The sequence below is a fragment of the Enterobacter hormaechei subsp. xiangfangensis genome, from assembly GCF_001729785.1.
GTDB lineage: Bacteria > Pseudomonadota > Gammaproteobacteria > Enterobacterales > Enterobacteriaceae > Enterobacter > Enterobacter hormaechei_C.
This window is the reverse complement of sequence record NZ_CP017183.1, coordinates 3,238,604-3,260,126: the sequence shown is the minus strand read 5'-3', so window position 1 is coordinate 3,260,126 and position 21,523 is coordinate 3,238,604. Positions and strand designations below refer to the sequence as shown.

Genomic DNA, 21,523 nt, shown 5'->3' with positions numbered 1-21,523 from the left:
AAAACGGCAGGGTAACCTGCCGTTTTTTTATGCCTGTTATTCAGCAATACCAAGACGCGTGAGAAAACCCTGCAACCCTTCACGAGCGAGCAACTTGTGCAAACGTTCCTGTTCGACAGTCGTCATGTTTTCCAGCGAGTCGATAATTTGTGGAAGCAGGCTGGATGAGGTTGCCACGCCGTAGTGGGAAGGGCTTTCCGCCACATGGTAAACAGCCCGACGGTTACGAATGGCAGGAAGGCTAATGATGTGCTCCTTAACGTGCGCATCAATACATATCACCCTCGCTCTTCCGCCTTTTACACCGTTGATACCCTCCGTTTTCCATCCCTTCTGTCGTATCCAGCGATTAACGGTTTGTCGGGCTACGCCCAGACTGTCCGCCAGCTCTTCCGTGGTCATTTTGCTGCGTAATCTTTTCATATCAGCGTTGGTCGCGAATCCCTAAACGTTGTAACAAGCCGGTAATCCCTTCCCGCAGTAACAGCGATGTCATCTGCTTTTGCTCTTCCGGCGTCATTTCATTCGCCAGCGTCAGTAGCAGGGCATGAAGCGAGCCCTCGTGGTACGTATCTGGCAGTTCCGGCGTCTCTGTTGCCCTGCGCGCGCTGCGAATAAAGTCGCGCACTTTTTCATTGACGTGTACCAGACGCGCCTTGCCACCCTGAACGCCTGGCTTTGGCGATGTAATCCAACCCTCTTTGCGTACCCATTTATTGATGGTCTGTCGGCTATAGCCAGTCAGCAGGGCTAACTCTTCTGGCGTCATTCGTTCCTTGATCATACAATTTCCTGAATATCTGTGGGGTTAATTAGTGGTTCATTTTATAGCACCGTTTTACGTGAAAACGTGACAAGCTTAACTCCTGGCTGCGAGCAGGCTCGCAAAGTGATTCATTTGCATGATTTTTCGGCGGTTGAAAGGCGGAGGTTGAATTTGCCGTTGACACTCTGCGGCGGAATTCATATTATGCCGCCCGTCAACATGACAGCTTTACGACGGGGCTATAGCTCAGCTGGGAGAGCGCCTGCATGGCATGCAGGAGGTCAGCGGTTCGATCCCGCTTAGCTCCACCAAACTCTGAACCCAACAGAGTGCGGTAGGTAAAGTAACATGTGGGGCTATAGCTCAGCTGGGAGAGCGCTTGCATGGCATGCAAGAGGTCAGCGGTTCGATCCCGCTTAGCTCCACCAAAATTTAAACCCTCGTCGCAAGACGGGGGTTTTTTTTATATCTTGTAAAATGTTTAGACTCTTTTTGTTGCCAGCAATGTCGTTTTCTATACATCACCTCAATCCAAATCAATAAACAAGTCTATAAATAGACCTGAACTTGATTCGTGCAATTAATAAACCTATTATCCATCCGGTCAATAAGACGATGGTTAAATAGATCACACGGATTAATGAATAGAAAAATTTACAATAATGTAAAAATATTTATGATTGTCCTGGCGTTAAGCCTGATTACGATCCCCTTTTCCCGTTATATCTCCCCGCGCGCTATCGTCAACGAAAATGATGTTTATTTAGCGTGGTTGCCCTTAAGCGCCATGCTCGCCATCGTATTGTTATTTGGACGTCGGGCAATCATTCCTTTACTGATTGGATTTAGTGTTACTAACATTTATTACTTTGATTTAGCATTACTACAATCTTCCGTGTTATTAATTTGTCAGACGTTTGCCGTCTTCGCTGCCTGTGGCGTCATCCGTCTGATGCTGGGCAAACGCTGGCGACACAGCATCCCGAATAAGTACATCGGTATACGTATTTTCTGGCTCGGATTTGTGGTTCCTGTAGGCATCAAATTATCGATGTATCTGGCGGGATATTTATTTGATTTTCCGGTGACAATCTCCTCCTATTTCGGCGAAGGCTCTGCAATTTATAACGTTATCGATATTCAAAGCCTGATTTGTGCCGCCCTGATTTTCACCATGATGTTCTACTACCCGTTAAGAATGATAATTAATCCCCGGTATGCCCGAACATTCTGGCGGCGAAGCGTGAAGCCCCTCTTTTGTCACAAAAAAGTGTTATTTATCGTTGTGTGGCTGATGCTGTTGGTCTCGATGATCGCTATTTTGTGCGCGCCTTTCGAGTCACAGTTTATTGCTGGTTATTTGATGCCAATCGTTTTTATTCTTTTTACCCTGGGGATTGGTCGTCTGAGCTATGCGCTCATCTCTTTACTCTGGGCGGCCTCGGCGCTCATGCTGTTGACCTACAATTATAATTTTCTTAATGGCGTTGAATCGGGCCACTCGCTCTCCTTTATCTTGTCGGTACTGATCTCTTTCGCCATCTGCCTGCTTTACATGTCGCGGATCTATCAGAAAAGTGAATGGCTGAAACAGGGGTGGCAGGAGAGGGCGCTTACCGATCCGCTCACCGGTCTGCCTAACATTCGTGCGCTGGAAGTGTTTTTACAGCACCATCCCGAAGCCAAAATCTGCTGCCTGCGCCTGGATAATCTGGAATTTCTGAGCCGTCATTACGGCATCCTCATGCGTGTACACTGTAAAAAGATGATCACCGCGTCGCTGCAACCGTTATTGCAAAAAGACGAGAAGCTCTTTCAGTTGCCAGGCAGTGAGCTGGTGGTGGTCTTGTTGGGTCCGGGCACGGCTGAACGTCTGCAATATATGGTTGATCATCTGAACAGCCGTAAGATTGTCTGGAACAAGACTGAGCTCGACATTGAGTTTGGCGCCTCCTGGGGCGAAGTGCCGGATGGGGAAAGCCTGCACCACACGCTGGGTCAGCTGAGCTGGCTGTCCGAGCAATCCTGTGGCGGGCATAACGTTCTGGCGTTAACCAACAGTCTGGATGATGTCTCTGGTCAGACGACGGACAGGGTGCTAATGCTGGCCCGCATAAAACGCGCCCTTGATATCGGCGGTCTTCACCTTTACGCCCAGCCAATTCACAACGCGCGCGGAGAAGGGTACTTTGAAATCCTCTCCAGGCTGGAAAGCGATGGCGAGATCATCACCCCTGACCGCTTTATTCCGCTGATTGCTCAGTTCAACCTGAGCCACCGGTTTGACCTGAACGTGTTGGAAAAATTGCTGATGTGGATGCGCAGCCATCCGTCCGGACGTGCAGGAACGCGCTTCTCCGTCAATCTAATGCCGCTGACGCTGATGCAAAATGAGATTGCGGCTGAGATCATCGCGCTTTTTGAACGCTACGCCATTGCGCCGCAAAATATCATCATTGAGATCACCGAGGAACAGGCTTTCTCAGACTCGGGAAGCAGCATCAAAAATATCCAGCAGCTGCGTGATTACGGCTTCCGCATTGCCATAGACGACTTTGGTACCGGCTATGCCAACTTTGAGCGCCTGAAGCGGCTGGAGGCCGATATCATTAAGATCGATGGTTGCTTCGTGAAAGATATCTGCACCGACAGCATGGATGCGATGATCGTGCAGTCCATTTGCAACATGGCAAAAACGAAATCGCTGTGTGTGGTGGCTGAATATGTGGAAACGGCTGAACAACGCGAGATGTTGTTGCGATTTGGCGTAGATTATTTGCAGGGCTATTTGATTGGTAAACCCCAGCCTCTGGCGGCGCTGGAAGCATAAAAAAACCGGGAGCGAGGACTCCCGGTTTTTATTACGCGGTATGAATTAGAGAACCAGTGCTGCAATAGAGGCAGACAGGACGCTCACCAGCGTTGAACCGTAAACCAGCTTCAGGCCAAAGCGAGAAACCACGTTACCCTGCTCTTCGTTCAGGCCTTTAATCGCGCCAGCGATGATACCGATGGAAGAGAAGTTCGCGAAGGAGACCAGGAAGACGGACAGGATCCCTTCCGCACGTGGGGAGAGTGTGCTGGCAATCTTCTGGAGATCCATCATCGCCACGAATTCGTTGGATACCAGTTTCGTTGCCATGATACTGCCCACTTGCAACGCTTCGTGAGCGGGCACGCCCATCACCCAGGCAACCGGGTAAAAGATGTAGCCCAGAATACCCTGGAAGGAGATACCGAGTACGGCCGCAAACAGGGCGTTCAGCGCAGCGATCAGCGCGATAAAGCCAATCAGCATCGCGGCAACGATAATTGCAACCTTGAAACCCGCCAGAATGTATTCACCCAGCATTTCGAAGAAGCTCTGCCCCTCGTGCAGGTTAGACATCTGAATGTTCTCTTCGCTGGCATCCACGCGGTACGGGTTAATCAGCGAAAGAACGATAAAGGTGCTGAACATGTTCAGAACCAGGGCCGCAACCACGTATTTTGGTTCCAGCATGGTCATATACGCGCCCACGATAGACATGGAAACGGTAGACATTGCGGTTGCCGCCATGGTGTACATGCGGTTACGGGACATCTTGCCGAGGATATCTTTATACGCAATGAAGTTCTCAGACTGACCGAGGATCAGTGAGCTGACTGCGTTAAAGGATTCCAGTTTACCCATGCCGTTAACTTTCGATAACAGGAAGCCGATCGCACGGATAACCACCGGAAGAACGCGGATGTGCTGAAGGATACCGATCAGGGCAGAGATGAAGACGATAGGGCAGAGTACCTTCAGGAAGAAGAAGGCCAGACCCTGATCGTTCATGCTGCCAAAGACGAAGTTGGTCCCTTCGTTGGCAAATCCGAGCAGTTTTTCGAACATTTCGGAGAAGCCTTTCACGAAGCCGAGGCCTACGTTGGAGTTCAGGAAGAACCACGCAAGTAAAACTTCAATGACCAGCAGCTGGACAACATAGCGAATACGAATTTTTTTGCGGTCTGTGCTGACCAGCAATGCAAGTGCAGTAACGACAACAAGTGCCAGGACAAAATGAAGGACGCGGTCCATATTTGCTCCAAATATGAGGCAGGTTTAATTTCCGTGCACATTCTATGTAACAAGCACAAAGAAAACGAGATCAAGCCCACACTATAGTTACATCCTGTGACGAGTCTCAAAAATAGTGATCAACAATACATTTTTGTTATGTTAGGTAAATGAGTGAAAAGTTAAGTTTGTGTGCTACGCTTCACAAATGTCTGCGCATTTTCACATTCTGTGACCTTGCTCCACCTGCCTGTCTATCGTTCCTGGCTATCAGAGAAATCATGTTAACCATTTCAAATGAACTTGATAATCATTCTCATTTTGATAGCATAAAACATAGCAAAGGCTATATTTCCAGAGGCAGAAATGACGAATAGTCGCGTAGAGAGTAGCAGCGGCAGAGCGGCACGCAAGCTGCGGCTCGCATTAATGGGACCGGCATTCATTGCCGCGATTGGCTACATCGATCCGGGTAATTTTGCGACCAACATTCAGGCCGGGGCCAGTTTCGGCTATAAACTGCTGTGGGTTGTGGTCTGGGCCAATCTGATGGCGATGCTGATTCAGATGCTCTCCGCGAAGCTGGGTATTGCTACCGGAAAAAACCTGGCGGAGCAAATCCGCGATCATTATCCACGTCCGGCAGTTTGGTTTTACTGGGTTCAGGCGGAAATTATCGCCATGGCCACCGATCTCGCCGAGTTTATCGGGGCGGCGATCGGCTTTAAGCTTATTCTGGGCGTATCTCTGCTTCAGGGGGCCGTGCTAACCGGTATCGCCACTTTCCTGATTCTGATGCTCCAGCGGCGGGGGCAAAAACCGCTGGAGAAAGTTATCGGCGGCCTGCTGCTGTTCGTCGCTGCCGCCTATATTGTTGAGCTGATTTTCTCCCAGCCGAATCTGGCGCAGCTGACGAAAGGGATGGTGATCCCGTCGTTACCCACTTCTGAAGCCGTTTTTCTGGCTGCCGGGGTGCTGGGGGCGACAATTATGCCGCACGTCATTTATCTACACTCTTCATTAACCCAGAATCTGCATGGCGGGACGAGTAAAGAGCGCTACTCCGCCTCGAAATGGGATGTGGCTATCGCGATGACCATTGCCGGATTTGTGAATCTGGCGATGATGGCCACCGCCGCCGCCGCGTTCCACTTTAACGGGCATACCGGGGTTGCCGATCTTGACCAGGCTTACCTGACGCTGGAGCCGTTGCTGAGTCATGCCGCTGCCACTATTTTTGGTTTAAGCCTGGTTGCTGCGGGCCTTTCATCTACGGTTGTGGGGACACTGGCCGGGCAGGTGGTGATGCAGGGGTTCGTACGTTTCCATATTCCGCTGTGGGTTCGCCGCTCGGTCACGATGCTGCCTTCCTTTGTTGTGATCCTGATGGGACTGGATCCGACCCGCATTCTGGTGATGAGTCAGGTGCTGCTGAGTTTCGGGATTGCGCTGGCGCTGGTGCCGCTGCTGATCTTCACCAGCAACAAATCACTGATGGGCGATCTGGTGAATTCGACGTGGGTGAAACGCGCCGGGTGGGCCATTGTGGTCGTGGTGGTGGCGTTAAACTTGTGGTTGCTGATAGGCACAGCCGCAGGCCTGTAAAAGAAAAAGGAGCCGGAAGGCTCCTTTTTGTTGTTAATGGTGATGGCCGTGACCGTGGCCTCTGCCTTTTCCGTGACCCCAGCCGCCACGGCGGTCGTCACGATCTTTCCAGCCTTCGCGGTAGCCGCGTTCGTAAGCCTTACGCTTATCCCAGCCACGGTGATAGCCGTTATCGTGTTTCCACCAGCGGTTTTGACGCCATTCATAATGGCGATGCCAGTAGTCACGGTCGCGCCAGTAGCCACCGTCCCAGTATCTGCCGTAGTCATCACGATCGCCAATTTGTAATTTAATCGATGGCAACAGGGTGATTTCGCCCGCATTGGCGACCAGCGGGGCCGAAGCCAGTAATACCGCTGCAAGAATCAGTGACCTGAACATACTCTTCTCCTTCACGATCGGGGCCGCTGTGCGGCCTGTTAACGCAATTTTACGAGTTGGTAAACATTCGTTTCATCGCCTCAACTCCTAAATCATGAACGAGAGCACTTTTTGCTAAAAGTGTTTTTAATCTGAACTGGACAGGATCGTATCTATCGTCTTGAGCTCTTCTGCCGTGAACCGACAATTTTCAAGCACGCCTGCTGCATCATCAATTTGTCCGGTCTTGCTTGCGCCGATGAGCACGGATGTCACCGCATCGTGGCGCAGGATCCAGGCCAGTGCCATTTGCGACAGCTTTTGCCCCCGTTTTTCCGCCAGCGCATTCAGCTTACGTACCTTTTCCAGCTTTTTGTCGGTGATCTGTTCCGGATTAAGGAACTTACTGCCGCTTGCTGCGCGAGAATCCGCTGGGATGCCGTTCAGATAGCGATCGGTCAACTGTCCGCCCGCCAGTGGAGAGAAGGGGATACATCCCACCCCTTTTTGCTGCAACACGTCCAGCAACCCCTCTTCAGGCGCACGTTCAAACATGGAGTACTTCGGCTGGTGGATCAAACATGGCGTGCCCAGATCCTCCATTATTTCAATCGCCTGCCGTGCCATTTCTGCCGGGTAGTTGGACAGACCGATGTACAGCGCTTTGCCCTGACGCACCACATGGTCAAGCGCTTTCATGGTTTCACGTAGCGGCGTGTGTGGATCCGGGCGGTGGTGATAGAAGATATCGACATACTCCAGCCCCATACGCTTGAGGCTCTGGTCCAGGCTTGCGACCAGATATTTACGCGAGCCCCAGTCACCGTAAGGCCCGTCCCACATGGTGTAGCCCGCTTTAGTGGAGATGATCAGCTCATCGCGCCAGGGCAGGAAATCCTCCTGCAAAATGCGCCCAAAATTACGTTCGGCCGAACCAGGAGGCGGGCCGTAATTATTGGCAAGGTCAAAATGCGTAATACCCAAATTGAAAGCACGCTGTAAAAGTTGACGGCTGTTTTCGAGCAACGTCGCGTCGCCAAAATTATGCCACAGCCCCAACGAGATGGCGGGAAGCTTAAGACCGCTTTGCCCACAGCGGCGATATTGCATTGTCTGATAACGATTTTTGTCAGGCTGATAACCCATTTGTGAGACCTCTGGCGCTGGAAAGAAACATCCGTGTATACGTTTACACTAATCTGAAGAAAATGAGCATAGCGCAGCTTTTTTCGTAAAGCATTCTTTCCAGCCCCTGATTGTCGTCAATTCTGGACACGCTTCACGCTTATTTAATACTCAGAGTGAGGTCAACGTCAGAAGGACACTTATAATATGCGTACCCCCTATTGCGTCGCCGATTACCTGCTGGACCGACTAACAGATTGTGGTGCCGATCATCTGTTTGGCGTGCCGGGCGACTATAACCTGCAATTTCTCGATCACGTGATAGACAGCCCGGACATCTGCTGGGTGGGCTGTGCCAACGAACTGAACGCGTCTTACGCCGCAGACGGCTATGCCCGCTGTAAGGGCTTTGCCGCACTCCTGACGACATTCGGCGTTGGGGAGTTAAGCGCCATGAACGGTGTGGCGGGCAGCTTTGCCGAACATGTTCCCGTCCTCCATATTGTAGGGGCCCCGGGTATGGCGGCGCAGCAGCGAGGAGAGTTACTGCACCATACGTTGGGCGACGGCGAGTTCCGCCACTTCTATCATATGAGCGAACCCATCACCGTTGCGCAGGCGGTGCTTACGGAACAAAACGCCTGCTATGAAATTGACAGAGTCCTGACCACCATGCTGCGGGAGCGCCGTCCGGGCTATCTGATGCTGCCCGCCGATGTGGCGAAAAAAGCCTCTACACCTCCTGTAAGCGCTCTCACTGTTAACCCCGCACCGGCCGATTCAGCCTGCTTGCAGGCGTTCCGTGAGGCTGCCGAAAAGCGCTTGTCTACGAGCAAACGCACCGCGCTGTTAGCGGACTTCCTGGTACTCCGCCACGGTCTGCGCGCGGCCCTTCAGACGTGGGTGAAAGAGGTGCCGATGGCACACGCCACCATGCTGATGGGCAAGGGCATTTTTGACGAACGACAGAGCGGTTTTTACGGCACCTACAGCGGATCGGCGAGCGCCGCGCCGGTCAAAGAGGCCATCGAGGGTGCTGATACGGTGCTGTGCATTGGCACGCGCTTTACCGATACGCTCACTGCCGGATTTACCCACCAGCTTACGCCAGACCAGACGATAGAGGTTCAGCCTCACGCGTCCCGCGTCGGCGACGTCTGGTTTACGGGTATCCCGATGAGGGAGGCCATTGAAACGCTGACAGCGCTGTGTAAAACCTATGTTCGTGATACGCGAGCGCCATCGGATCACAGCAGCTTTTCGTTCCCGACTATTGAAGGGGCGCTGACTCAGGAGAGCTTCTGGCGTACCCTGCAAACGTTTATTCGCCCCGGAGACATTATTCTGGCTGACCAGGGGACGTCTGCTTTCGGCGCTATCGATCTGCGTTTACCGGCGGACGTGAACTTTATCGTCCAGCCGCTGTGGGGATCGATTGGCTACACGCTGGCGGCGGCGTTTGGCGGGCAAACGGCGTGTCCGAACCGACGCGTGATTGTCCTGACGGGCGACGGCGCCGCGCAGTTGACCATTCAGGAGCTGGGATCCATGCTGCGCGACAAGCAGCGCCCGATTATTCTGGTGCTTAACAACGAAGGATACACGGTGGAAAGGGCCATCCACGGGCCGGAGCAGCGCTATAACGATATTGCCCTCTGGAACTGGACGCAGATACCGCAGGCGCTGAGCCTGGCGCCTCAGGCAGAGTGCTGGCGCGTCAGCGAAGCGGAAGCGCTGGCGGAGGTGCTGGATAAAGTGGCACACCATGAGCGGTTTTCGCTGATCGAGGTCATGCTGCCGAAAGCCGATATTCCGCCGCTGCTGAGCGCGCTGACCAAAGCGCTGGAGGCGCGCAATAACGCCTGATTACCTGTCGTTTCGCCATGCCATCAGCATCGGTTTGCCCGCCAGCAGGAGCCAGGCGGGCAACATCACGATACAGAGCAGCGGCAGAAGCGTGGTATCCGGCACGACAACGGCCGCCATAAACAGGCTCAGCCACGCATCGCGCGTGACCACCAGTACCAGCCCCAGAATGGAGCAGGAGACGGTAATCGCCGCAGGGACAGCGTCAACGTGCTCATGCAGCATCAGCCCCAGCGCGACGCCAACAAATACCGCCGGGAAGATACGACCTCCCCGGAAACCACAGGCCGCCGCGACCACCAGCGCCGCCAGTTTCACCAGCGCGAACAGCAGATAATCTGAGACGCTGAAGACCTGGCTGAAGGCCAGCTGCTGCATCTCGTCCAGACCCTTAAACAGCGTAACCGTCCCGCCGATAGCGCCTAAAACGCCCAGAATAAAACCCCCCATGCCCAGAATCAGCACCGGATGCTTCAGCCTGTGCATCAGGCGATGCAGGCGAGGAAGACACCACACCGCGACCATCCCCAACGCAATGGCGATCGCGACGACGACGGCGCCGCTGAAAATATCGGTGAGTTGCATCTGGCCGTAGTGGGGAATGGAGAGTGAAAAATGGGGATGGAAAAACAGGCTGGTGGTGAGGGCTCCCGCAGCGGCGGCCATTAGCGGCGCGAAGAGTTTATCCCAAAGCGGCACCTCATGATCACTGCTGAGCGTTTGCGAAAAAATGAGCGCAGCCGCGACCGGAGTGCCAAACAGCGCCCCGATGGTGCCAGCGGAGGCCAGGATCGTCCAGTCCAGCGCGCCAACGCGCGGGAAAAGACGCGCCCCCAGAAAGACCGCCAGCGCGATATTCACCGCCATAATGGGATGTTCAGGCCCGAGGCTTACGCCGCCCGCAAGACCGATTATCAGCGCGATGATAAGCCCCGGCAGAGCCGAGGGGGAGACAGGCGCGCCAATCAAGGGTTCCAGTGCCGGGTCCGGCCCGGCATGGCCCGGGCTATAGCGGATCACCAGCCCTACGGCAATCCCGGTCAGGGTCAGCATCACCATGATCCAGCCCGGCGAGTCACTGCTGATGCCGAGTTTTACCGGAAGCGCGGTCCATAAAATCGTTTGCAGCACCGCCGCCACTTTCATGACGACGATGAGCACCAGGCTCGACGCCACGCCAATAATCAGCGCCGGGACAGCCAATAACAGCATGGTTCTGGCTCGCGGATGGAGCATGATGATTTCCTTGTACAAAACGGCTTAACGTTACTTTGCACAATCAGCATTGTGGCAATAGTGCAAAAGGTGCTGAAACGGTAAAGTTATTATGTGACGAAGATCGATAATCCATGGGCAGTCACCTTCTGGTCGTTGTTGTTATCACGCCTTGAATTTACAGTGTCCCAAAGATTTATTCTGACTTTAGCGGAGCAGTAGAAGAATGACAAAGTATGCTTTGGTAGGTGATGTAGGCGGCACCAACGCGCGCCTTGCCCTGTGCGATGTGAACAGCGGTGAAATTTCTCAGGCGAAAACCTATTCAGGGCTGGATTACCCAAGCCTGGAAGCGGTGGTTCGCGTCTATCTGGAAGAGCATAAAGTGAGCGTTGAAGACGGTTGTATCGCCATCGCCTGTCCGATTACCGGCGACTGGGTGGCGATGACCAACCACACGTGGGCCTTCTCAATTGCCGAAATGCGGAAAAACCTCGGCTTCTCGCACCTTGAAATTATCAACGACTTCACTGCGGTTTCCATGGCTATCCCAATGCTTAAACCAGAGCATCTGATTCAGTTCGGCGGTACGGCCCCGGTTGAAGGCAAACCGATTGCCGTTTACGGCGCGGGAACCGGTCTGGGGGTGGCGCACCTGGTCCACGTCGACAAACGCTGGGTCAGCCTGCCGGGCGAGGGCGGTCACGTGGATTTTGCGCCGAACAGCGAAGAAGAGGGCATTATTCTTGAGGAGCTACGCGCCGAGATTGGTCACGTGTCGGCCGAGCGGGTGCTTTCTGGTCCGGGTCTGGTGAACCTGTATCGGGCGATTGTCAAATCAGACGGTCGTCTGCCGGAAAATCTGCAACCGAAAGATGTGACCGAACGCGCGCTGGCCGACAGCTGTATTGACTGCCGCCGTGCTTTGTCGCTGTTCTGCGTCATCATGGGGCGTTTTGGCGGCAACCTGGCGCTGAACCTTGGCACCTTTGGCGGGGTCTATATTGCGGGCGGGATCGTGCCGCGCTTCCTCGATTTCTTTACCGCCTCCGGCTTCCGTGGCGGCTTCGAAGACAAAGGCCGCTTCAGGAGCTATGTCCAGGACATTCCTGTTTACCTGATTGTCCACGACAACCCAGGCTTACTGGGATCCGGCGCGCATCTGCGTCAGGTTCTTGGTCAGATCCTCTGACGCTCATTTCCCTCTCCTGCGGGAGAGGGAACGTGCTACAGGTGCATGAGCTGGCGGAACTCTTTCACTCTGCTGCGGCTTACCGGCACCTGAAAATCCAGATCCTTCAGCCGCAATATATAGGTGTTGTTAAACCAGGGTTCGATTTCGCGGATCTTGTTCAGGTTGACGCAGAACGAGCGGTGGCAGCGGAAGAAGTGGGCGGCCGGGAGTTTATTGCAGAATTCGGTGATGTTCATCGCCATGACGTAGGATTCACGCCGCGTATAGACAAATGTCATTTTTTCATGCGCTTCGGCATAGTAAATATCGTCGACAGGCGTGACGATGATCCGTTCGTCCTTCACCAGATTAATCGTGTCGTTTTCCCGCGCTGCCGGGCTGGCACTGGCGGGTAAGGACTGCTGCTGCCACGCGGCTTCCAGCTTATGCAGCATGCTGATAATACGCGACTCCTGGTACGGCTTTAGAATATAGTCAAACGCCTCAAGCTCGAAGGCCTCCACGGCATGCTCTTTCCACGCGGTGACAAACACAATAAACGGCTTGTGGGCGAACTGATTGATATTTTGCGCCAGCAGGACGCCGTCCAGCGACGGAATATTAATATCGAGGAATATCGCGTCGACCCGGTTATGCTGTAAAAATTTCAGCACGTCCAGACCATCCTCAAAACAGCCAACAATCTCCATCTGGCTGTGGGTTTTGATAAGCCAGCTCAACTCCTGTTGAGCCAGAAATTCATCTTCTACGATGATGACTTTCATCTGTTACTCCGGCCTACGGCAACAAGGATATGGGGGCATTCACGGGCGTTCGCTCATTCGGAACATAAAAGGCAATTTCGGTGCCCGGCTCAAGGCGGTGAATATGCAGCCCGTCACCGTACAGCAGTTTGACCCGGTGATGCACATTCAGCAGTCCGATCTTGTTGCCCGGCATTTCGTTTGATTTGACGCGTTCGATAACTTTCGGATCGATGCCGTGCCCGGTATCGCGCACGGCGATACGCACGCGGTTACCGCTTTCCGTTACGCTAATTGTTACCACGCCTTTGCCTTTACACGGCTGAATACCGTGAACAATGGCGTTTTCCACCAGAGGCTGGATCAGCAGGCTTGGGATCACGCAGTTGACCTCTTCATCAATATCGTAAATGACCGTCAGCTTATCGCCAAAGCGAGCCTGCTCGATCGCGATGTAATCCTTGATTTGATACAGCTCTTTTTTGATGTCGATCTGCTCGTCGTCTTTTAGCTCAATGTTGTAGCGAAGATAGCGCGACAGATTAAATATCAGCTGCCGCGCGGTATCCGGATTCAGACGGATGGAAGAGGAGATAGCGTTCAGCGCGTTAAACAGGAAATGGGGATTGATCTTGCTTTGCAGGGCGCGCAGCTCTGCCTTATTTGCCATCTCGCGCAGCTGCTCTGCACGCGAAACCTCAAGTTGAGTGGAGATGATCTGCGACAGGCCAATCGCCATCTCCTGGAGCGAGGAGGTGATTTGGTGCGCATGACAGTAGTAAATTTTCAGCGTCCCCGTGACCACGCCTTTTTCCCACAGCGGGATCACCAGCATTGAGTGGATCTCTGGCGTCCGGTGGGCTTCGTCATTGTTTTTAATGATGATTTTTCCGTAGTTAATCGCCTGTCTGGTGGTCGGGCTGATGGTGTCGTCGCTGTCGCGATAATTGTGCTCACCAACGCCAACGTAAGCCAGCACGTGATCAATATTGGTGATAGCGACCGCATCGGCATGAATATCACGGCGGATGATATCGCAAACCTGACGTAAAGATTCGGCGTTAACGTGCCGGAAAAGCGGCAGCGTCTTGTTGGCGATATCCAGCGCCAGCTTGGCCTGACGCGCGGCGCTGGCCTCTTTTTCGCCTTCCACGCTTTGCACCAGCAGCACGATAAAACCGATACAGACGCTCCCGAGGATCATCGGAATACCGATCTTCGAGACGATATCCAGCCCCAGCGCAACGGTTGGCGCCCAGACGATGACCAGGATCATGGTCAGCGTTTCGCAGACCATCCCCGCGATAATCCCCGCACGCCAGTGCTGCTTTTTCGGGATTTTGCGGTTAATCCAGCCCGAGAGCAGCCCGGCAATAATGCTGGTGATAAAGCAGGGAACTGCCGTCACGCCGCCAATATCAATCAGGTATCGATGGGTGCCAGCGATAATGCCTGTGATAATCCCGACCCAGGGACCAAAGAGGATCCCGCCCGACATGACGGCGATGATGCGCACGTTCACCAGCGAGCCTTCTACCGGCACCCCGGACCAGGTGCTGAACAGGGCAAACATCGAAAAGATAAACGTGACGGCCAGCAGCTCTTTTGGCGAATGGGCAGATTTATGCAACAGTTCGCGGAACAAGCGGATGCGGATAAGGAAAAAGAGACAGATCAGCATTAATGCCGCGCGGTCGAACACCGCGAGGAGCATATTGAAGATTTCGTGCACGGTCAGGCCTGGGAAAACGGGAAAAATCTATGATAGAAAACATAGGGCCTGATGACCAGCTATCCATCAGATTTATCAAATGGGGAAAAACCATAATTCTCAAAGGGGATTGCTGGCTTTTGACTGAAAGCCGGCGCTTTTCCGTTTGGGGAGAAACGTCAGGTAACGATACTGAAAATATTGTGTTAAATTGTAGCGCTTAAAACTGCCTGTTCGCGATAAGGGTTCCGCTTTTCACTGCAATCGCATTCCCGTTTTAGCGCAAAATATTGTTTTGCCGTTATCCTCTCGACAGCGTCTTTTTCTTCAGGTTATTTTCTAAGCACGCCACACGGGTGGCAGCGTCGCTCGGACGGTCCGGGCGCTAACGTGACTCTGAGGAATCTATGGCTGAATTCAGTCCTGAACGCCGTTTTACGCGTATCGATCGTCTCCCCCCTTATGTTTTCAATATTACTGCTGAACTGAAAATGGCTGCGCGTCGGCGCGGCGAAGACATTATCGATTTCAGTATGGGTAACCCTGACGGCCCAACGCCGCCGCACATTGTTGAGAAACTCTGCACGGTTGCCCAGCGTCCCGATACCCATGGGTATTCTACCTCACGCGGCATTCCACGCTTACGTCGGGCGATCTCCCGCTGGTATCAGGATCGTTATCAGGTCGATATCGATCCTGAAAATGAAGCGATTGTGACCATTGGCTCCAAAGAGGGGCTGGCCCACCTGATGCTGGCGACGCTGGATCACGGCGATACCGTACTGGTGCCGAATCCGAGCTACCCGATTCACATCTATGGGGCGGTGATTGCCGGGGCGCAGGTGCGTTCTGTCCCGCTGGTGGAAGGCGTCGACTTCTTTAACGAGCTGGAACGGGCGATTCGTGAAAGCTATCCGAAGCCGAAAATGATGATCCTCGGTTTCCCGTCAAACCCAACGGCACAATGCGTTGAACTCGAATTCTTCGAGAAAGTGGTCGCGCTGGCTAAGCGTTACGACGTGCTGGTGGTACACGATCTCGCCTACGCCGATATCGTTTATGATGGCTGGAAAGCGCCGTCAATTATGCAGGTACCGGGTGCCCGTGATGTGGCGGTTGAGTTTTTCACCCTGTCGAAAAGCTACAACATGGCGGGCTGGCGAATTGGTTTTATGGTGGGAAACAAAACGCTGGTGAGTGCCCTGGCGCGTATTAAAAGCTACCATGACTATGGCACCTTTACGCCGTTACAGGTCGCGGCCATCGCGGCGCTGGAAGGGGATCAGCAATGCGTGCTCGATATTGCCGCTCAGTATAAACGCCGCCGAGATGTGCTGGTAAAAGGGCTTCATGAAGCAGGCTGGATGGTGGAAATGCCTAAAGCCTCTATGTACGTCTGGGCGAAAATTCCTGAGCCGTATGCGGCGATGGGTTCTCTGGAATTTGCCAAAAAACTGCTTCAGGACGCGAAGGTTTGCGTCTCTCCAGGCATTGGCTTTGGTGACTACGGTGACACGCATGTGCGTTTCGCGCTGATTGAAAACAGCGACCGTATCCGTCAGGCAGTGCGGGGCATTAAAAGCATGTTCCGTGCGGATGGCCTGCTTGCAGCGAAGAGCGTTGCGGAACAACCCGAGTCGTAACAGACCCCAAAAAAAACAGGCGCCAACGGCGCCTGTTTTTTTGACTGCATTTTCTTAACTAGATCATCAGAGCAAACGTTCCGGCCCAAACTAAAACAATAACCGAAATGCCCATAAAGAAATATTTCACGTTTCATCGCTCCGCGTATCTTCCGGTACGCATTAAAAAAACAGAGTCCAACTGAGTATAGAGAGTTGAAATCATGCGAAAGGGGAAATCGGAATTATCCCGTTACGTCGCTAACTTCAGCTCTGAATTCTGTGCTTTCCTGTCGCCAGACGGCGCTAATGTACGCCTAAATTTCAGGAGTGACAAGAGGCATTTTTTTAAATAATTTCCGACACTTACGAGTGTCGTGGAACGGCGACAGTTTGATTTCGGTACGCAATAAATGCCTGTTGAGCGACGGTCGATAAAAGCCGTTACGCACTGTGATTACAGGTGTTTGAAAAGGTTAGTTTCTTAGCGAAACTAACCTTCGAAAGGGGTCAGATATAGAGTGAGGCTTCGCCCAGGGGACGGGTTTTAAAGCGGCGGTGCATCCACAGATACTGCTCAGGCGCACGCATAATCTCAAACTCAATCACCTTATTGATAAAGGTCGCGGCTTCACTCTCATCTTCAGGATAGTTCGCCATCTCTGGGGAGATATGCAGACGATAGCCTGACTTATCCGCTTTTCTGACCATGGTCACCGTCAACATCGCGGCGCCTGAGAGACGTGAAATCACAAAGGTACCGTTCGTCGTAGCGACATCTTTAACCGCAAAGAAAGGGGCAAAGCTGCTGCCTTTAGGACCGTAGTCCTGATCCGGGGCAAACCAGACTGCTTCACCTTTTTTCAGGGCGCCAACCATACCGCGCAAATTGTTACGGCTGATCATCGCCTTATTTGAACGCATGCGGCCCCGCGTTTGTACCCATTCCATCAGCGCGCTGTTATGCGGGCGATAGGTTGCCATCATCGGCTGACAAAGGCCCATAACGCGGCCACCCAGCTCAAGCGACATAAAATGCACACCCACAACCATCACGCCGCGGTTTTGCATCTGGGCACGTTTCAGGTTATCCAGACCTTCCACGTCAAACCATTTACGGACACGCTCGTCTGGCCAGAACCAGGCCATACCGGTTTCAAGCAGCGCCATACCGATAGATTTAAAGTTTTCCGCAATCAGCGTTTCGCGCTGCTGCGCATTGTAATGCGGAAAGCAAAGTTCGAGATTTTTTCGGGCAATGGACTCACGACGCTTAAGGAAGTGACGCGATGCGCTGCCGAGCTTCGAACCCAGGAAACGGATCACGGGATAAGGAAGTTGAACCAGCAGCCAAAGTACGCCAAGGCCAAACCACGTAAACCAGTAGCGCGGGTGCAGAAACGCCCGCTGAAATTTGGATTGAGACAAAATAGTGGAACCTATGTAAAGCCTGTGAAGGTAGCGCAGACTTCGCGATACCACGTGCCATTAAGACCGTAGGACGAGGTCATGGTTGCAGGCTTTACCGTTCTTTACGACGTTGCCTGGCCATTGCTGACTTGGGTGGGCGGCATAATGTAGCACCGTTATACATTATGAGCTATCACTCGTTTTTGTTTAAAAAAGCGGCAATTGCGGAGTGGTTTGATTTTGCTATTGTTAAATCTGCGTTCCCGCATGCCTCCTGAAGGTGCAGACCATGGAAACCTACCTGCAAACGGTGAAAGAAGAATGGGTGAAGCTAATTAATGAAACCGATCCCGATGTGCATCGGCTTGCGACTGAGCTTGCCAGGGACAACGCAACGCCCCTGGTCGCTGAATTCTATCGTGTTGTGCTGGCAGATCCGTCGGCAGCTGAATTCCTGACCACCGAACAGGTGGAGAGGCAGCTTCAGGAGGCGCTTCGTCGCTGGCTTATTGATGTGCTCTCATGCCGTGTGGAGCAGGTTGAAGAGCAGATGCGGGCGCAGCAGCGCGCTGCGGATGTTCATGCCCGTATTGGTATTTCGGTTGATTTAGTTGAAATGGGCTTCCGTGTTCTGAAAAAGCTGCTGTTACCTGTCATTACTACCAGCGCCCATTCGCCTGAGGTGAAGCTGCATATTTATCACTACGCGATTAACAGTATCGATCTGGCCATGGAAGTGATGTCGCGGGCCTATGTATTTAGCGAGAACAATGCGGCGAAAGAGGACGAAAATTACCGCATCTTTTCCTTAATGGAGAACGCAGAAGAGGAGAAGGAGAGACAGACCGCGGCGCTGCTGTCATGGGAAATGGTGCTTCTGTATAAGATCACGCTTAATTCCAGTATCGGCAACAGTCTGCCGCTGGGGCAGTCTGAATTTGGACTGTGGTTTAGCCATAAAGGTCGGCACTATTTCAGCGGGATCGCTGAGGCTGGTCATATCTCTCGTCTGATTCAGGAATTCGATGACCTTTTTAACGAGGTCCGTCTTTCAGGGCAGGGTCTGAGTGATAAAGCGCAGCGGGATAAATTCTTGCAGCGAATGCGTAATACGCTCTCGCAAATCATCACGCTTTTGCGCGAACTGTTTGACGAAGTGTCGCGACACGAGGTGGGGGTTGATGTCCTGACCCGCCTGTTGAATCGCCGTTTCCTGCCAACCATCTTCAAACGCGAAATCCTGCATGCCACCCGGGCGGGAACAAAGCTCTCGACGCTGCTGATTGACGTCGACAAATTTAAACAAATCAACGATACCTGGGGGCACAATACCGGGGACGAGATCCTGCGAAAAGTCTCCGGCGCGTTCTACGACAACGTGCGAACCTGTGATTACGTTTTTCGCTACGGCGGCGATGAATTTCTGATTGTGCTAACGGAAATCTCAGAGGTGGACGCGCTGCGAATCGCCGAGCGTATCCGCAGGCGGGTGGAAAAAATCAAGGTTAACTCCCCAACCGGCGATATTATCCCGCTCTCCCTCTCGATAGGCGTGGCGATGTTCAACGGGCATCCCGATTACGAGCGATTGATTCAGGCGGCGGATGAAGCCTTATACGGCGCGAAACGGCGTGGCCGAAACTGCGTGGAGCTTTGGAAGGGGGCGTAAGGAAAGACAGAAGTGTCCCCTGCAGGAATCGAACCTGCAACTAGCCCTTAGGAGGGGCTCGTTATATCCATTTAACTAAGGGGACGAAGCGGCAAGAGTATAGCGTTATTTACACTTTTCGTTAAGCGCATTGCCGCCTGACTGGTCAAAGAGTCACCGTTCACGCCGATTTTTCGGCAGTTTTATCCTTTTTTTCCTGAGCCTTAAGCTCGGCCTTACGCTTGTTGGACATGTCGTTACGGATTTGCGCATGGCTCAACAGCGCAAAGATAAAGGTCCCGCCACAAATGTTGCCTGCGAGGGTTGGCAGGGCGAACGGCCAGAAAAAGTCGCTCCAGTGGAGTGTGCCGTTAAATACCAGATAAAGGATTTCAACGGTTCCGACAACAATGTGCGTGGTATCGGCGAGTGCGATAAGCCAGGTCATCAGGATAATCACCACGATTTTCGCGCTGCCCGCTGAGGGGAACATCCACACCATAGTGGCGATGATCCAGCCGGAAATTATAGCATTAGAGAACATTTCAACCGGCGTGTTTTTCATCACATCCATGCCAATTTTCACAAATGCGTCGCGGGTCGGTTCATCAAATATTGGCATATACTCGAACGCCCAGGCGGCTATACCCGTACCGATGAGGTTCCCCAGCAGCACGACGCTCCACAGGCGCATCAGTAAACCGAAATTACCGAGGGTCGGATTTTGCATGACGGGCAGTACGGCAGTGACGGTATTCTCCGTAAAAAGCTGCTGTCTCGCCATAATGACGATAATAAAGCCGAACGTGTAGCCTAAATTTTCCAGCAAAAACCCGCCCGGTACGCCTTCCAGCTGAACGTGAAATATCCCTTTGGCGAGCAAAGAGGCGCCCATTGACAGACCGGCTGCAATGGCTGACCACAGCAGGGCCATCGCGTCGCGCTCCATCTCTTTTTCCCCGTCCTGGCGAATATGCTCATGAATAGCCATGGCGCGTGACGGCAGGCGATCTTCGTCGACTTCTATCTCTTCTCCCCGGTCTTTCTCCTCACTTTCAATCTCAAGTTCTTCATTGTTCTCGCCAATTTTTTCTTCGTTAATGTCTTTCATAACAGCTCCTTCGGGGTAATTGCTCATTTAAGCGTAGCGGCTTTTAGCGCCTTGCCCGTGGGGATGCTCTTAAATTGCTGTAAATGGCAATAAAGGTGAGACATCTCTTTCAAAGCCAATATAAAATTGCCAGCGAAACGAATTCTGAAAGACAGGCTATGCTGAAATTAGCGTGATGACGCGAGCGGGTCGTCATTGTCCTCGTAGACATCGGTAAGCGTGCTGTTACAATCACTTGCACGTTTCAGGCGGAGCATCACCGGCTCCGTCACAGATGGCATTCAACGATAGCCATATTGAACAGGGAGAAATTTATGAAGCTTCGGCTGTCGGCGCTTGCGCTGGGCGTAACAATGCTTGTGGGCTGCGCCAGCTCTGGCGAGCAAACGGGACGCTCCGATCCTCTCGAAGGATTTAACCGTTCAATGTACAGCTTTAACTATAATGTGCTGGATCCGTATCTGGTTCGTCCGGTTGCCGTGGCATGGCGTGACTACGTTCCGCAGCCGGCGCGTAACGGGCTGAGCAACTTTACCAGTAACCTGGAAGAGCCAGCGGTTATGGTCAACTACTTCCTCCAGGGCGACCCGTATCAGGGGATGGTGCATTTCACCCGCTTCTTCCTGAACTCCCTGCTGGGTATGGGCGGCTTAATTGATGTCGCGGGCATGGCGAACCCGAAATTACAGCGTGAACAGCCGCACCGTTTCGGCAGCACGCTGGGGCATTATGGCGTAGGTTATGGGCCGTATGTGCACCTGCCATTCTACGGCAGCTTTACCGTGCGTGATGATGGCGGCGACATGGTGGATACGTTGTATCCGGTGCTGTCATGGCTCACCTGGCCGCTGTCGATTGGTAAATGGACCGTGGAAGGAATTGAAACACGTGCGCAACTGCTGGACTCTGACGGTCTGCTGCGTCAGTCTTCCGATCCGTACATCATGGTCCGCGAGGCCTACTTCCAGAACCATGACTTTATAGCCAACGGCGGTAAGCTGAAGCCGGAAGATAATCCGAACGCGAAAGCCATCGAGAACGAATTAAAAGATATCGATTCGGAATAAATAAAAAAGGTGAGCGATGCTCACCTTTTTTAATCGT

General features: G+C 52.9%; 18 protein-coding genes and 3 tRNA genes. 9 read left to right on the top strand and 12 right to left on the bottom strand.

Going from position 1 to position 21,523, the window contains the following annotated elements:
* Nucleotides 1-36 precede the first annotated feature (36 nt).
* Both BFV63_RS15545 and BFV63_RS15540 read right to left on the bottom strand, forming a co-directional pair.
* Nucleotides 37-423: a YfeC-like transcriptional regulator gene (locus tag BFV63_RS15545; RefSeq protein WP_017383469.1), complete on the bottom strand. Its 387-nt coding sequence runs from the start codon at nt 421-423 to the stop codon at nt 37-39.
* A gap of 1 nt (nt 424) precedes the next feature.
* A complete protein-coding gene (locus BFV63_RS15540; RefSeq protein WP_003861339.1) occupies nt 425-784 on the bottom strand; it encodes a YfeC-like transcriptional regulator in 360 nt (119 codons plus the stop codon).
* A gap of 217 nt (nt 785-1,001) precedes the next feature.
* Here BFV63_RS15540 and BFV63_RS15535 point away from each other — a divergent pair.
* The 3 genes from BFV63_RS15535 to BFV63_RS15525 all read left to right on the top strand — a co-directional run bounded on the left by BFV63_RS15535 (nt 1,002) and on the right by BFV63_RS15525 (nt 3,596).
* A tRNA-Ala gene (locus BFV63_RS15535) sits at nt 1,002-1,077 on the top strand.
* A 41-nt stretch (nt 1,078-1,118) separates the two neighbouring features.
* A tRNA-Ala gene (locus BFV63_RS15530) sits at nt 1,119-1,194 on the top strand.
* A 212-nt stretch (nt 1,195-1,406) separates the two neighbouring features.
* A complete protein-coding gene (locus BFV63_RS15525; protein ID WP_032659683.1) occupies nt 1,407-3,596 on the top strand; it encodes an EAL domain-containing protein in 2,190 nt (729 codons plus the stop codon).
* Between the two features lie 45 nt (nt 3,597-3,641).
* On the opposite strand, the gene nupC is transcribed toward BFV63_RS15525, so the two are convergent.
* Nucleotides 3,642-4,829 carry a nucleoside permease NupC gene (nupC, locus tag BFV63_RS15520; RefSeq protein ID WP_003861341.1) on the bottom strand — a complete coding sequence of 396 codons (1,188 nt, stop codon included), beginning with the start codon at nt 4,827-4,829 and terminating at the stop codon, nt 3,642-3,644.
* Between the two features lie 345 nt (nt 4,830-5,174).
* Between nupC and BFV63_RS15515 the strand changes: the two genes are divergently transcribed.
* Nucleotides 5,175-6,413, top strand: a complete 1,239-nt coding sequence (locus BFV63_RS15515; protein WP_003861343.1) for an Nramp family divalent metal transporter — start codon at nt 5,175-5,177, stop codon at nt 6,411-6,413.
* A gap of 33 nt (nt 6,414-6,446) precedes the next feature.
* Here BFV63_RS15515 and ypeC read toward each other — a convergent pair whose 3' ends face one another.
* The gene (gene ypeC, locus BFV63_RS15510) at nt 6,447-6,794 is read right to left on the bottom strand and encodes a DUF2502 domain-containing protein YpeC (protein WP_003861345.1); all 348 of its coding nucleotides are present in this window, start codon (nt 6,792-6,794) and stop codon (nt 6,447-6,449) included.
* Nucleotides 6,795-6,920: 126 nt separating this feature from the next.
* Nucleotides 6,921-7,919 carry an L-glyceraldehyde 3-phosphate reductase gene (gene mgrA / locus BFV63_RS15505; RefSeq protein ID WP_048240425.1) on the bottom strand — a complete coding sequence of 333 codons (999 nt, stop codon included), beginning with the start codon at nt 7,917-7,919 and terminating at the stop codon, nt 6,921-6,923.
* A gap of 186 nt (nt 7,920-8,105) precedes the next feature.
* Here mgrA and ipdC point away from each other — a divergent pair, with 186 nt between their 5' ends.
* Nucleotides 8,106-9,764 carry an indolepyruvate decarboxylase gene (gene ipdC / locus BFV63_RS15500; protein WP_069597566.1) on the top strand — a complete coding sequence of 553 codons (1,659 nt, stop codon included), beginning with the start codon at nt 8,106-8,108 and terminating at the stop codon, nt 9,762-9,764.
* On the opposite strand, the gene BFV63_RS15495 is transcribed toward ipdC, so the two are convergent.
* Entirely contained in the window at nt 9,765-11,000 is a 1,236-nt protein-coding gene (locus BFV63_RS15495; protein ID WP_045896737.1) for an ion channel protein, read from the bottom strand.
* Nucleotides 11,001-11,205: 205 nt separating this feature from the next.
* Here BFV63_RS15495 and glk point away from each other — a divergent pair, with 205 nt between their 5' ends.
* Nucleotides 11,206-12,171, top strand: a complete 966-nt coding sequence (glk, locus tag BFV63_RS15490; protein WP_003861352.1) for a glucokinase — start codon at nt 11,206-11,208, stop codon at nt 12,169-12,171.
* Nucleotides 12,172-12,206: 35 nt separating this feature from the next.
* Here the strand turns inward: glk and BFV63_RS15485 are convergent, their stop codons facing one another.
* On the bottom strand, nt 12,207-12,938 hold the full coding sequence (locus BFV63_RS15485) for a LytR/AlgR family response regulator transcription factor (RefSeq protein ID WP_003861354.1): 732 nt from the start codon (nt 12,936-12,938) through the stop codon (nt 12,207-12,209).
* 13 nt (nt 12,939-12,951) lie between these two features.
* Nucleotides 12,952-14,649 (bottom strand): sensor histidine kinase, encoded by a 1,698-nt coding sequence (locus tag BFV63_RS15480; protein ID WP_003861356.1) that lies wholly within the window; start codon nt 14,647-14,649, stop codon nt 12,952-12,954.
* 386 nt (nt 14,650-15,035) lie between these two features.
* Here BFV63_RS15480 and alaC point away from each other — a divergent pair, with 386 nt between their 5' ends.
* Nucleotides 15,036-16,271: an alanine transaminase gene (gene alaC / locus BFV63_RS15475; protein WP_023314600.1), complete on the top strand. Its 1,236-nt coding sequence runs from the start codon at nt 15,036-15,038 to the stop codon at nt 16,269-16,271.
* Nucleotides 16,272-16,329: 58 nt separating this feature from the next.
* Here the strand turns inward: alaC and ypdK are convergent, their stop codons facing one another.
* Together ypdK and lpxP are read right to left on the bottom strand one after the other, a co-directional pair.
* Complete coding sequence (gene ypdK, locus BFV63_RS23115; RefSeq protein WP_099458937.1) at nt 16,330-16,401, bottom strand: membrane protein YpdK; 72 nt, start codon at nt 16,399-16,401, stop codon at nt 16,330-16,332.
* Nucleotides 16,402-16,760: 359 nt separating this feature from the next.
* A complete protein-coding gene (gene lpxP, locus BFV63_RS15465) occupies nt 16,761-17,681 on the bottom strand; it encodes a kdo(2)-lipid IV(A) palmitoleoyltransferase (protein WP_086527955.1) in 921 nt (306 codons plus the stop codon).
* 268 nt (nt 17,682-17,949) lie between these two features.
* Between lpxP and BFV63_RS15460 the strand changes: the two genes are divergently transcribed.
* Complete coding sequence (locus BFV63_RS15460) at nt 17,950-19,329, top strand: diguanylate cyclase (RefSeq protein ID WP_003861362.1); 1,380 nt, start codon at nt 17,950-17,952, stop codon at nt 19,327-19,329.
* A 13-nt stretch (nt 19,330-19,342) separates the two neighbouring features.
* Here the strand turns inward: BFV63_RS15460 and BFV63_RS15455 are convergent.
* Together BFV63_RS15455 and BFV63_RS15450 are read right to left on the bottom strand one after the other, a co-directional pair.
* Nucleotides 19,343-19,414 (bottom strand) — tRNA-Arg (locus BFV63_RS15455).
* 75 nt (nt 19,415-19,489) lie between these two features.
* Nucleotides 19,490-20,419: a formate/nitrite transporter family protein gene (locus BFV63_RS15450; protein ID WP_003861364.1), complete on the bottom strand. Its 930-nt coding sequence runs from the start codon at nt 20,417-20,419 to the stop codon at nt 19,490-19,492.
* A gap of 314 nt (nt 20,420-20,733) precedes the next feature.
* Between BFV63_RS15450 and mlaA the strand changes: the two genes are divergently transcribed.
* Nucleotides 20,734-21,486, top strand: a complete 753-nt coding sequence (gene mlaA / locus BFV63_RS15445) for a phospholipid-binding lipoprotein MlaA (RefSeq protein WP_003861365.1) — start codon at nt 20,734-20,736, stop codon at nt 21,484-21,486.
* Nucleotides 21,487-21,523 lie beyond the last annotated feature (37 nt).